At 64.0% G+C, this 11,795-nt stretch carries 8 protein-coding genes and 1 tRNA gene; 3 read left to right on the top strand and 6 right to left on the bottom strand.

What is annotated here, in order from left to right; translation table 11 throughout:
* Positions 1-382 precede the first annotated feature (382 nt).
* Both ACW17U_RS09265 and ACW17U_RS09260 read left to right on the top strand, forming a co-directional pair.
* Entirely contained in the window at positions 383-790 is a 408-nt protein-coding gene (locus ACW17U_RS09265; protein ID WP_492055646.1) for a nuclear transport factor 2 family protein, read from the top strand.
* A 43-nt stretch (positions 791-833) separates the two neighbouring features.
* Positions 834-1,403, top strand: coding sequence for a pyridoxamine 5'-phosphate oxidase family protein (locus ACW17U_RS09260; RefSeq protein ID WP_492055645.1), 570 nt, complete (start codon positions 834-836; stop codon positions 1,401-1,403).
* 255 nt (positions 1,404-1,658) lie between these two features.
* On the opposite strand, the gene ACW17U_RS09255 is transcribed toward ACW17U_RS09260, so the two are convergent.
* The 5 genes from ACW17U_RS09255 to ACW17U_RS09235 all read right to left on the bottom strand — a co-directional run bounded on the left by ACW17U_RS09255 (position 1,659) and on the right by ACW17U_RS09235 (position 9,647).
* A tRNA-Arg gene (locus ACW17U_RS09255) sits at positions 1,659-1,735 on the bottom strand.
* A 293-nt stretch (positions 1,736-2,028) separates the two neighbouring features.
* Positions 2,029-2,940, bottom strand: coding sequence for a LysR family transcriptional regulator (locus tag ACW17U_RS09250; protein ID WP_492055644.1), 912 nt, complete (start codon positions 2,938-2,940; stop codon positions 2,029-2,031).
* Positions 2,941-2,970: 30 nt separating this feature from the next.
* Positions 2,971-4,860, bottom strand: a complete 1,890-nt coding sequence (locus ACW17U_RS09245; RefSeq protein WP_492055643.1) for a CocE/NonD family hydrolase — start codon at positions 4,858-4,860, stop codon at positions 2,971-2,973.
* 89 nt (positions 4,861-4,949) lie between these two features.
* Positions 4,950-7,829, bottom strand: a complete 2,880-nt coding sequence (locus ACW17U_RS09240) for a TonB-dependent receptor (protein ID WP_492055642.1) — start codon at positions 7,827-7,829, stop codon at positions 4,950-4,952.
* A gap of 228 nt (positions 7,830-8,057) precedes the next feature.
* Positions 8,058-9,647 (bottom strand): AbgT family transporter, encoded by a 1,590-nt coding sequence (locus ACW17U_RS09235; protein ID WP_492055641.1) that lies wholly within the window; start codon positions 9,645-9,647, stop codon positions 8,058-8,060.
* A gap of 150 nt (positions 9,648-9,797) precedes the next feature.
* On the opposite strand from ACW17U_RS09235, the gene ACW17U_RS09230 reads away from it, so the two are divergent.
* Entirely contained in the window at positions 9,798-10,913 is a 1,116-nt protein-coding gene (locus ACW17U_RS09230) for a CapA family protein (protein WP_492055640.1), read from the top strand.
* A 356-nt stretch (positions 10,914-11,269) separates the two neighbouring features.
* On the opposite strand, the gene ACW17U_RS09225 is transcribed toward ACW17U_RS09230, so the two are convergent.
* Positions 11,270-11,593 carry a hypothetical protein gene (locus ACW17U_RS09225; protein WP_062145966.1) on the bottom strand — a complete coding sequence of 108 codons (324 nt, stop codon included), beginning with the start codon at positions 11,591-11,593 and terminating at the stop codon, positions 11,270-11,272.
* Positions 11,594-11,795 lie beyond the last annotated feature (202 nt).

Genomic DNA, 11,795 nt, shown 5'->3' with positions numbered 1-11,795 from the left:
TTTCATCCCGAGAGCATCCGGCGCCTTGCGGCGCCTTCCCTCGTGGCTTGTTGCGCACGGGAACCTGCACCAAGTTTTGGGCTGAACTGAAAGGTGCGAGGCCCCGGCTTTATGACTGCCGTAGTAAATGGACGCAGATATTTCGACGTGACGGTCAAGACCGTTTCGCCTGCTGAAACTGATCATTGCCTACAAGGCGGATTATCCCGTCTCAGATTCTGGTGTCTGGTCATTGCAGGGTTCTGGCCGTCGCGGTCGCGCCCTTTGGCTTTCCTCTCGGCCCTCCGAAGCGCGGCCGTCCACTCCGATGCAAAGGTAGATATCCATGGCTCGCCCTCCGCTGCCGCCGTTTGATCGTGATGGCGCCGTTCAAAAAGTGCGAATGGCGGAAGATGGCTGGAACTCCCGGAACCCGGACGCCGTCTCTCTGGCCTATACTGAGGACAGCGTCTGGCGGAACCGCGCCGAATTCCTGCAAGGTCGGGCGGCGATCGTCAGCTTCCTGACCGGCAAATGGCAGCGCGAGGCCGAGTATCGGCTCATCAAGGAGCTCTGGGCCTTCACCGATAACCGCATCGCCGTGCGCTTTGCCTACGAATGGCAGGACGCGGCCGGTCAATGGTGGCGCTCGTACGGCAACGAGAACTGGGAGTTCGACGGCGAAGGGCTGATGCGCCTGCGGATCGCCAGCATCAACGATCTGGAGATCCAGGAGCAGGATCGGCTGTTCCGATGGCCGCAAGGCCGGCGTCCTGATGACCATCCAGGGCTATCAGATCTGGGTCTCTAGTCCGCAGTAGCAATGGAGGAAGTGACCCATGGGACATAGATTCATGGAGCTGGCTTTCACGCCAGGCGTCATCGCTGCGCAGGAGGCGCAAGGGAGCCGTCGTGGCTATGAGGGCTTCGACGCCGGCCCGGCCTTCAGCGACGCTCTGGGGCCCCAGGAAGACGCCTTCATCCTTGAGCGGGATAGTTTCTACCTCGCCACGGTCGGTGAGACCGGTTGGCCCTATGTCCAGCACCGAGGTGGGCCGATTGGGTTTCTGCAGCCCCTGGACGACCGCCGCCTTGTGTTCCCCGACTATCGCGGAAACCGTCAGTACATCAGCCTTGGCAACATCGATGCGGCATCGAAGGTTTGCCTCTTCCTGATGGATTACGAGCAGAAGGTTCGGCTGAAAATCTTTGGCCTGGCATCGGTCAGCTCAGAGCAGCCGGAAGGCTATGTCGACGCCCCGGACGCGGCGCGCAGGCGTGTGGAGCGTTACTGGACCATCCAGGTCCAAGGCTTCGACTGGAATTGCCCCCAGCACATTACCCGCCGCTTCCCGGAGCCGCGTGTGCACGAGCTGGTAAAGTCGCTTCGCGACCGTATTGCTGAGCTCGAGGCGCTGATCTGAAGGCCTTGTTGTTGGTGGAGCGCCAATGTCCGCATCTGGCGCGACCGTGTCCCTAAAGCGGACATGCTCAACGGCTCACTAGGGTCGTGCACGCGAGAGGCCAATGCGATGGAACCAGGTTTCGAGCGCCTCTTATTTGGCCGGAACCGTCCCAAGCGATACCGCTTTATCGCCACGCCAAGTAGGGACGAAAATTGGTACCGGGAACGATGGGCGCAGAAAACATTATATTTTTCAATAATTTAACATTGATGTTGGCGGCCCGGAAGGGACTCGAACCCCTGACCTTCGCTTTAGGAAAGCGCTGCTCTATCCTGCTGAGCTACCGGGCCGCGCGCCGCGCGGGCGAAGGGTCCATAGCGCAGGATTATGCAGCGGGCCAGAAGTATGAGGCTTTGGCGCAGCTTCATTCTGGGCGCTTCGAAGGGCGTTCTCTTGTCGTCCAGGCTTGCCGCCAAGACGCCTATGCTAGCGCTCAGGTTTGGGCCGGAACGCTGGAGCTGGCCAGGATCTAAAGGTCAGGTGCTCCGGCCAGAAGGTCTGCTTCTTTCGAAGTTGATCCATCTTTGATTGCGCGCTTCGAGATACAACCCCTAGCGTCAGGCTTGCCGGCTGTGAGGGGCACCTATGCCGCTGTCGTTGGCTTGTCCAGGGCGTCGAAATAGCCACGCGCTTCTTCAAGCAGGGCGGCGGCCAGGCGGTTCATTGGGGCCAGGGCCGAGGTCATGAAGGCATACTCGTGCAGGATCTGCGGCCGGAAGGTGCGGATCACCGTGTCGCCCCGCACGAAGTTCTTGGCCATCAGGGCGTTGACGATGGCGATGCCTATACCCTCAGCGGCGAAGGCGCAGGCGGAGCCCACCGTATGGGTCTCCAGTTTGACGTCGGGCCGCACGCCGCGGTCGCGGAAGGCGTCGTCGATCTGGCGGCGCGACCAGGTACCAAAGCCCAGCAGGACCAGGGGTTCGGCCCGCAGCAATTCCGGCGTGAGAAACTCATGCTTCGCCAGAGGGTGAGCGCCGGGCAGCACGCAGACGGTCTCGCTGGCCGAAAGGGTGAAGGTTGAAAGGTCCGAGCGATCCATCGGCAACTTGACGAAGCCGCAATCGGCCGTGCGGTTGGCGACCATGTTTCGCGCCGTCTCGGTGCTGCGCGAGTCGATGCTGACCCGTACCTTGGGAAAGCGGTCGAGGAACCGGGTCAGAATGGTCGACAGCACGCCTTCAGACAGGCTGGGCGGAGCGACGATCTTCAAGAGGCCGGCATTGAAGGTGGCGATGTCGCGGACCAGGGCGTCGATGCGCTCCAGACCGCCGAAGGCCAGGTCGACCTCCTCATAGATCATCAGGGCTTCGGGGGTAGGGCTGAGGCGGCCCTTTTCGCGATAGAACAGCTCGAAGCCGGCGTCCTGCTCAAGTTGGGCGATCAGGCGGCTGACGGCGGGCTGGGTCAGCCCCATTCGCCCCGCAGCAGCCGTTGCCGAGCCGCTCAGCATGGTTTCGCGGAAGGCTTCCAGGCTGCGCAGGTTCAGTTTCAATCGATCGCTCCGCTTTCAGGCCCGGCGTTTCTACCGCGCCGTGACCGGCAGCAGCAGGCGCGAAGGCCGCGTCGCATCGACATAGACCCGATTTGTCGCCACGCGGGGAGTCCGCCCATAGCCTTCAGGTTCGCCGGAGTTTGGATTGACGTCGAAATGAGGGAAGTTGCTGGAGGCAATGTCCAGTCTGATGCGATGGCCCTTCAGGAACAGATTGGCGGTCGGAAAGGCCTCGATCTCGATCCGGTAGATCCCGCCCGGGGCCAGGCGGCTTTCGTGGCTGTAGCTCAGCCGGTAGCGCGCCCGCAGGATGCCGTGGCTCAGGTTCATGGCGAATCCATCGGGAAAGTCTTCCGACGGCGGATGAAGATCGATCAGCTTGATTGTGAAGTCGGTGTCTACGCAGTCGGAGGCAATGAACAGCTCGGCCTGGATCGGACCGATAACCTCGACATCGTCAGCCAGAGGCGAAGTCTGGAAGACCAACACGTCGTCGCGGTCGGCCAGGGCGCGAAAGGGGGCGCGACAGCCGAAGAACCGCTCGTCCTCGCGCTGGTCGAATGCGCCCGCCTCCATGACGGGCGCGCCCGAGGCCAAGGCACCGCCTATTGTAGGGACGGGTTTGCGCGGATCGTGCACATAGGCGCGGAAGGCTTCGGCGACCTGTGGCGGCGTGGTCGAAAGACCGCCGTCGGCCTGCAGGAAATAGTCCATGACGACCGATGAGGCCGGCGGCCAGGCCGCCTCGTCGCGCCATCGTCCGCCGTGATCCAGCCGCCCCTCCGGGGTCTTGCGGCCCGAGCCGCCGCCCATGACGAAGAGTTTGACCGGGGGCAGCGGGTCAGGTCCCGGCGCGGCCTTCAGCCAGGCGTCGAACCAGGCCAGCCGCAGCGCCACATAGTCCGGGGCCAGGGCGCCGTCCAGCGGCGCATCCGCGCCGAAGTCCACATCGCCGGCATGGCTGACCGAGCGCTGGCCATGAGTCCATGGGCCCATCACCAGCTTGACCGGCGAGGACTTGCGCGCCGAAAGCCCCAGATAGTTCTCGGTTGCGGTCAGGGCGTAAGGGTCGAACCAGCTGCTCATATGCACCATCGGCACATCGGCATAGTCGTCATAGGCACCGCGCGCATAGAGGCCGGTCTGGGTCCAGTAGGGGCCAAACAGGCCGTTTCGCCACTGATCCAGCAGGTATTTTTCGTATTCGGGCGCCGCACTCAGAGGCGAAGCGCCCTCGCTCCAGGGCATGTGCGCGAACCAGGCCTTCAGGTCCTGGGAGATCAGCGCCTGACGCCGAACGGGATCGCTCTCCGTGGCAGGGCTTAGCAGGGCGTGCTTGTAGGCCCAGGTTGCCTGTTTCAGCTCAAACGCCCCGCCCTGGCGGATGCCCGAATGGTAGGCGCTGGAAAAGCCGCCGGAATCCAGGAACATCGCCGCCAGCGCTGGAGGGTTCAGGCAGGCGAGGGCGCTTTGGGTGTGGGCGCCGTAGGAGAGGCCGAGCGTTCCCACCTTGCCATCGCACCACGGCTGCTGGGCCAGCCATTCGAGGGTGTCGAAACCATCCTCGCCCTCGGCCAGGTACTTTTCGAACACGCCTTCAGAGGCGTATCGGCCACGACAATCCTGCAGGGCCACCACATAGCCGCCGCGCACGAACTGAACCGCCAGTTCGGGCTTGGAACGCGGGTGAGAGTCTTGCCGGGTTCGGTCGCCGTGATTGACGCCCAGCTTGTCATAGGGCGTGCGTTCCAGCAGCACCGGCAAGGGCGTCTGTAGGGGCTCGCCGTCCAGGGCCGGACGATAGATGTCCGTGGCCAGCCGTACGCCGTCACGCATGGTGACCATGACGTCACGCGTCACATGCACATCGTCAGGCAGGCTGAACGTCGCGCAAGACCGCTGCTGGGAACCGTCGCTCATGGCCGGCGTCTCTGGAAAGGGGGTAACGCGACGGTTTTTCAAGAGGTTGCGACGGGAGAGAGACGGCGAGCGCCTCCCTCCACGCGGTCCTAGAACTTGGCCGAAACGCGGGCGTACATGTACCGGCCGCGGGCGTCGTAGGTGTAGATGTCGTAGTTGATCGGAGCATTGGCGTAGGACGCGGGTGGCGCTTCGTCGAAGACGTTGCTGACCCCGATGCTGACTGCCGTTTCAAAGGTGTTGAAGACGTAGCCGGCTTCCAGGTCGTTGTAGAAGATGGAGTCGGTCTTGGCCCCTTTGACGGTGTTGGCGACGTCGGTGGTGTCGCCGATATAGCGGCCGCGCCACAGGGCGTTCCACGATCCCAGGCTCCAGGTCAGAGAGGCCTGACCCTTCCAGTGCGGATAGGTCGACCGGGGCTGGTCGCCCTTGCCGGCCCGTTCGTCGACGATCGGCGCGCCGCCCGTCGGGTTGGGGCTCGTGGTCTTGAAGGTGTCCAGATACGAGGTGTCCAGCACGGCGGCGAAGCGACCGACATCCGTACTGACCTCGTAGCGGATCGTGGTGTCGATGCCCGAGGTCTCGATCTCGGCCAGGTTCTGAGCGCCTTGCAGAAGGTTGGTGATGGCGCCGGTGGAGGCGTCGCGGGTCACCAGGTCGCAGAACACGCCGCCTTGCTGGGCGCATAGGTTGAGGATCTGGGTCGCCGACTGCGAGGCAATCGCGTCCTTCACCTTGATCTGGTACCAGTCGACCGTGGCGCTGAGGCCGGGGGCGAAGCGCGGCTTGACGGCGAGGCCGAAGCTGTAGGTGTCAGCGGTCTCGGCCTTCAACTTGGTATTGCCCGCGATCGTGCCGGCAATCAGGCCATTCAGATTGTAGTTGGCCTGATTGTAGCCGGTGGGCACGCCCACGCAGCCAGGGCGGCTGGCATTGGCAGCTGCACCGCCATTACAGGGATCGACGCCCTGGAAGCTGGTCTGGCGACCGCCCTGATAGAGCTCGAGGATCGAGGGGGCGCGGAAGCCCTGTGAATAGGTGCCGCGCACCAGGATGTCTTCGATCGGACGCCAGCCGACGCCGATCTTGCCGGTGCTGTCACCACCGACGGTGTCATAGTCGGAATAGCGGAGGGCCAGGCTGACATCGAGACTCTTGGCCAGCGGCAGGTCCTTCAGCAGCGGAATGGCGGCTTCGACATAGGCTTCGTTCAGGCTGTACTCGCCGCGCGTGGGGGTGCGGGTCTGGCCCGTGGTGCTGGTGTTGCTGGCGAAGGTCGAGCCCGAAGCTGGGGTCGGAATATTGGTCGGCGCGGTGTTGACGAAGGCGTCGGGATTGTCGACGGCCTTGTTGGTGCGGTGCTCGACACCGGCGGCGATGGCCAGCGGGCCGGCCGGCAGCTGGAACAGCTCGCCGGTGATGTTGGCCGTGACATCGAAGATCGAGGTGCTGTTGGATTCGACCACCGTGTAGCGGATGTAGTCGGCCTGTGCGGCCGTCATCGGCGCGAACAGGTTGACCGGAACGCAGCCGGCCGTTGAGGCGCAGGCGGTGCCGAGGCCCAGCGCCAGCTTGTCGTAATTGATCGCGTTCAGCGCCCGCGAATTGATCTTGTTCTTCGAATAGAGGGCGTAGACGTCCCAGGTCCAATCGCGACCCAGCAGGCTGACCGTGCCATCCAGGCCCCCGGCGACACGCATGGTCTTGACGTCCTGCACGTTGTCGCGATTGCCGACCTCGGTCATCACCTTGCGGATGCGCCAGGCCTGGTTGGCTGCGAAACCGAGCGCATTGGCCGTGGGCACGCCATTGGCCGTGCCGAATGGATTGAAGGCCTGGCTGTTGGGGATGGCGAACCCGCGGATAGTACCGGAGGTGCCGCCGATATCCAGTTGGACAGGTGAGAACAGCTGGTCGGACTTGCGCTGGTTATAGAGACCCTCGACCTTCAGGCGGACCTTGTCGGTCAGGTCGGCGGTGTAGCGCGTATAGACGCCATAGCGCTCGCTGGGACCAGCCGAATAGATGCCCTGGGCCTGGGTGTTGAAGTAGTCGCCGGGCAAGGCGGCAGTGTGGAAGGCGTTGTCGGCCTGGCTGCCTGCGGCGATCGTGGCACCGGCGTTGAAGGCAATGGGGGCGGTCGAGGCGGCAAAGCCTGTCGCCGTACCGAAATAGGCGTTGTTCGACAGGCCAGGCAGGATGAACAGGCCATTGGGGCTGGTGCCGACAGCCGTGGCTGGAACCAGGGTGACCCGGGTCAGGTCGCGATCCGAGGTCAGGATCGGCTTATCCTTCACATAGCTCAGCGAGACCAGCAGGGCGCTGCTTTCGAAGCGCTTGCCGAAATTGACGATGCCCGAATACTGCTGGCCGTCGCCTTCCGAGCTGACGCCGTACTTTGCCTGGGCCTTGACGCCGTCGAAGTCGCGGGCCGTCTTGATGTTGACGACGCCGGCGATGGCATCGGAACCATAGATGGCCGAAGCGCCGTCCTTCAGCACCTCAAGGCCTTCGATCATGCCCAGTGGCATGGTGTTCAGGTCGACAAAGTCCCGGAAACCGCGCTGACCGACGCCGTCGACCCAGCGGTGGCCATCGACCAGAACCAGCACGCGATTGCCACTGCCTTCGGCACCGCCGAGATAGCGCAGATTGATCGAGCTGGCGCCGTAGGAGGTGCCCTGGGTGCCGTTGCTGCTGAGGCTGACGCCCGCCGACGGCAGCTTTTGCAGCAGCTCGCCGACCGAACCAGCGCCGGAGTTTTTGATGTCGGCCTCAGTCAGGGTGGTGACGACCCCCACGCCGTCAGCGTCCTTGCGCTGGATGCGCGAGCCGGTCACGACGATCTCCTCGACGGTTGTATCCGCCGCCGGTTGTGCGGTCTGGGCGAAGACCGGCGTCGCCGCGCAGGTCAGCAATGCCGCATAAGCAGTTCCGGCGCAGAGCGCGCGCACGTTCAAGGCCTGCATGGATCAATTCCCCTTTGTCGCCGACATCGTCCTGCGCCGACCGCGCTAGACCCCCTGCCGACTTTCGAAGCGTAGGAGGCGCGTCTTCGGCTGCGCAACGCCATTGCGGTTTCTGATCAGGCCATGCGCGGGCCGTATGACTCTGTTTTGCGACGACGGTCATGAACGGGGCCAACCGCGCCCTTTTGAAAGGCGCGGTTGGCCGGTCTGCAGGATTTCGTCGCCGAGCTAGGGCGTAATCGGTGCGCTGGCGGCGGGCGGCAGGGTATAGACTCCGGAAGCCCCAGGCCCGACCGGCAGCTTGAACCCGACGAAGACCAGCACCAGCAAAACGCCCCCGGCCATGAAGCCCAGGCAGTAGGGCAACATCAGCGCGATCATCGAGCCGACACCGAAGTTTGGTCGCCATCGCTGGCACAAGATCAGAACCAGCGGGAAGTTGGAAGCCAAGGGCGTGACGATGTTGAAGATCGAGTCGCCCATCCGATAGGCGGCGGTGGTCATCTCCGGCGAGATCCCCAACAGCATCATCATCGGTACGACCACCGGTGCCATGGCGCTCCATTTGGCCGAGGCCGAGCCGATCACCAGATCCAGCCCCGAGGACATGGCCAACAAGGAGACCAGCAGCGCCGGTTTGGGCAGTCCGACCCCCTGCAGCACCTCTGCGCCCTTGACCGCCAGCACCGGCCCTAGCTTTGACCAGCCGAACATTGCCACGAAGTGGGCGGCGAAGAAGGCCAGGACCAGATAGGGGGCCATGTCCTTCATGCCCTGACCCATCATCGACACCACGTCGCGGTGGGAGCGGATCGCACCGGTCGCAGAGCCATAGGCCCAGCCGCTGGCCAGGAACAACAACATGAACGCTGCGATCAGGGACTGGTAGAAGGGCGTCATCCTTCGCGGGCCGACGGCCTCTTCGTCAAACAGGGGTGTGAAACCCGGCCACAGGGTCAGTGCCGCAAAAAGGGCGATGATCACCAGGGCCGCAATGCCAGCACGACGGAGGCCGCGACGCTGAGACTCTCCCAGAGCGTCCAGGCTGACTCCGGCCTGCGCCATGGCCGCCTCGTCGGGACGCCAGGGTCCCAGGCGCGGCTCGACGATCCTGTCGGTGACGAACCAGGCGATGGGCGTAAACAGGATCCCGATCGATAGGGTGAACCACCAGTTGCCCAGCGGGTTCATCACGAAGTTCGGGTCGATCAGCCTGGCGGCCGGTTCGGTGATCCCGAGGATCAGCACGTCGAACTGTCCCGGCAGGATGTTGCCGGCGAAGGCCCCGGAGATGCCGGCATAGGCGATGGCGATCCCGGCCAGGGGATGACGTCCGCTCTCGGCATAGATCAGGGCGGACAGGGGTATCAGCACGACATAGGCGGCGTCTGAGGCGTGATGCGACATCAGGCCGATCACGAAGATCGCCGGGGTCAGGACCTTGCGCGGCAGCTTGCGGACCGCGTCACCCAGCAGGGCACCGAACAGGCCGGTGCGCTCGGCGACCGCTGCGCCCAGCATGACGACCAGCACCAGACCCAAGGGCGGGAAGCCGGTGAGGGTGTCGGGCATGTCGACAAAAAGTTTGGCCAGATTGGCTTCTGACAGCAAGCTCTGGGTCTTCAGATGCGCGCCGGTGACCGGATTGACCGCGCTCCATCCCGCTGCGCTGGCGATTACCGAAACGACCATCAGGATGGCGATGCAGAAGACGAAGATCAGGACCGGATCGGGAAGGGCGTCGCCGATCTTTTCAATGCGATCAAGCAGGCGCGGCCCCCGGCCAGCAGCCGGCTCGCGCGGATCTTCAGTCGTCATGGTCGAAAGTCCCCCGTTCGAATGAGCCTTGCAGGCGGCTCGTCGCCTTACAACCGCATAGCGGCAGGGCATCGGGCCATTCGTCAAAGGCATGACCTAGTCGCCTTTCAGCCGGTCTCTTATGGTCTTTAAGATCCCGGAGCCCCGAGCATGCATCGCAGAGATTTCTTGGCGACGGCGACCGCGTCTGCGCTGGTAGGGTCGGTCTCGCCCGGCATGGCCGCCGCATCGAGCCTGAAGGTGACCCTGTTGGGTCAGGCGCTGATCGAACATGACGTCTCTGCCGGCTCCTGGCCCGGACGTCTGGACCTGGCTGCGCGGCTGGCGAGCGCCGACGCCGGCTTCACCAATCTGGAAACGGTGATCCGGGGGCCGCGAGCCGGCGCACCGACACGGGAGCTTCTGACGCTGCACGCCGCCGGTCCTGAGGTGATCGAGACGCTCAAGGCGATGAACGTCACCCTGGCCGCCACCGCCAATAATCACGCCTTCGACCTCGGCACGGGCGGGATCCTCGACACCCTAGCAGCGCTGCAGGCTGCAGGCCTGCCTTCGGCCGGGACAGGAGAGGATCTGGCCCGGGCCACTGCGCCGGCCTATCACCAGACCCCGCACGGCACTGTGGCGCTGGTCGCCTGCGCCACCGGCAAGGTGCGGGAGGGCGGCGCAGCGACGCCTACGCGCCCCGGCGTCAATGAGGTGCGCCGCGACGCCGGCGGACAGGTTGCAGCGGCCGATGCGACCCGGGTGCTCGACGCCCTGTCTGACGCGGCGCGCCGAGCCGACGTTGTCATCGCCTACCAGCACAATCACGACTGGGAGCCGGACATGGCGAGGGTTCCCGACTGGCAAAGGGTCTTCGCCCGGCGCTGTGTCGATGCCGGAGCCAGTGTGTTTGTCGGTCACGGCGCGCCCTTGCTCCAAGGGATGGAGGTCTATCGCGGCGCGCCTGTGATTTACGGCCTTGGCAACTTCATCTTCCAGACCGAGAAACCGCCCGGTGCCTATCCGCCCGAGGCCTGGGAAGGCGTGCTTGTCGAATGCAGGTTCAGGGCGCGACGTTGCCGGTCTGTCAGGCTGGTCCCGATCCGCCTCAATGAGATCGGCAGGGCAGGGCCGGACGACTTGGCGACGCGGGGTATGCCGTCATTGGCCTCGGGGTCGCAGGCGCTGGCCATACTGGACCGGATCGCGGACCGTTCCCTCGCTTTGGGCGGTCGTCTGTTGATAGGCGATGGAACGGACGCGCAGCTGCAAGTCCCGTAGCTGAGATTTTGGCCGGCTGAGGCGGCGCGTCAGAAGTCAGCAATGCCCAATCCGTTGCAGTTGGAAGGGCCGCCCCACCCCCAATATGGGTCGATTGACTTGACCACAAACGACCCGGGGCAGGTCTATTTCTGTGCCAGTCCGAGTTTTGCAATCGCCTCCGCTCGGGCATGGGGATGGTTCGACGGATGGCTGCGACGGGATTGGAAGGACTCTGCAGGAGCATTCTAACGCACCAGCAGCTGCGCGACATGGGTTTGCGGTGAGCACTGTTCCTGGCCGGGCAGGCTGGGAGCGCGATCCTGCGGTGACGTTGACGCATTGATCTAAGCAGAGCTTGCGACGACTATGTCGCTTCACACGAGTCCATCGAGGGATTTTTGCTCCAACATCTGAACAAACGGCTTGCGAAAGGCGTGACGGCTCTGGCCGTGATGCTGATCGCTATGCTCGTGGTTCAGGCACCCGTCGCCATGGTGGATCGGGCCTTGCACGCGAACGGTAAGGCCCATGCAGCTAACGCCTTCGCCGGTCCGCTTGCCGCCGATTTGGTAGATCACGAACGCGATCATGACCGTCATTTGGTCCAGGATCATCACGATGGCGAAACGACCGATATGGCTTCGCTCGTCGTTGAGGACGATCGTGATCCTTCCCCCTCGCAAGGCGCTCACCACCATCACGATGGCCCTTCGCTTCTAGGCCTCGTGACCGTGATGTCTGCTGCAAGCCCCTGGATTGCCTCGGTCATTCCCTGGTCCAGCCGGGAAACATCGCTCGCCAGTGCTGATCCGTCGCCGCAGAAGCGCCCTCCCAAGACCCGCCTCGAACACGTCGCCTGACCGACGCGGCCTACGGCCGCGCCAGCATCCGTTCGAGAGA

It is taken from the genome of Caulobacter sp. AVps16 (genome assembly GCF_058681455.1).
The sequence above is the reverse complement of the archived record's forward strand: the minus strand, read 5'-3'. Positions and strand labels throughout refer to the sequence as shown.

Coding starts and splice junctions, on each gene's coding strand:
- ACW17U_RS09265 (WP_492055646.1), top strand. CDS start 383: ATGGCGGAAGATGGCTGGAACTCCCGGAACCCGGACGCCGTCTCTCTG.
- ACW17U_RS09260 (WP_492055645.1), top strand. CDS start 834: ATGGAGCTGGCTTTCACGCCAGGCGTCATCGCTGCGCAGGAGGCGCAA.
- ACW17U_RS09245 (WP_492055643.1), bottom strand. CDS start 4,860: ATGAGCGACGGTTCCCAGCAGCGGTCTTGCGCGACGTTCAGCCTGCCT.
- ACW17U_RS09240 (WP_492055642.1), bottom strand. CDS start 7,829: ATGCAGGCCTTGAACGTGCGCGCGCTCTGCGCCGGAACTGCTTATGCG.
- ACW17U_RS09235 (WP_492055641.1), bottom strand. CDS start 9,647: ATGACGACTGAAGATCCGCGCGAGCCGGCTGCTGGCCGGGGGCCGCGC.
- ACW17U_RS09230 (WP_492055640.1), top strand. CDS start 9,798: ATGCATCGCAGAGATTTCTTGGCGACGGCGACCGCGTCTGCGCTGGTA.
- ACW17U_RS09225 (WP_062145966.1), bottom strand. CDS start 11,593: ATGGTGGTGAGCGCCTTGCGAGGGGGAAGGATCACGATCGTCCTCAAC.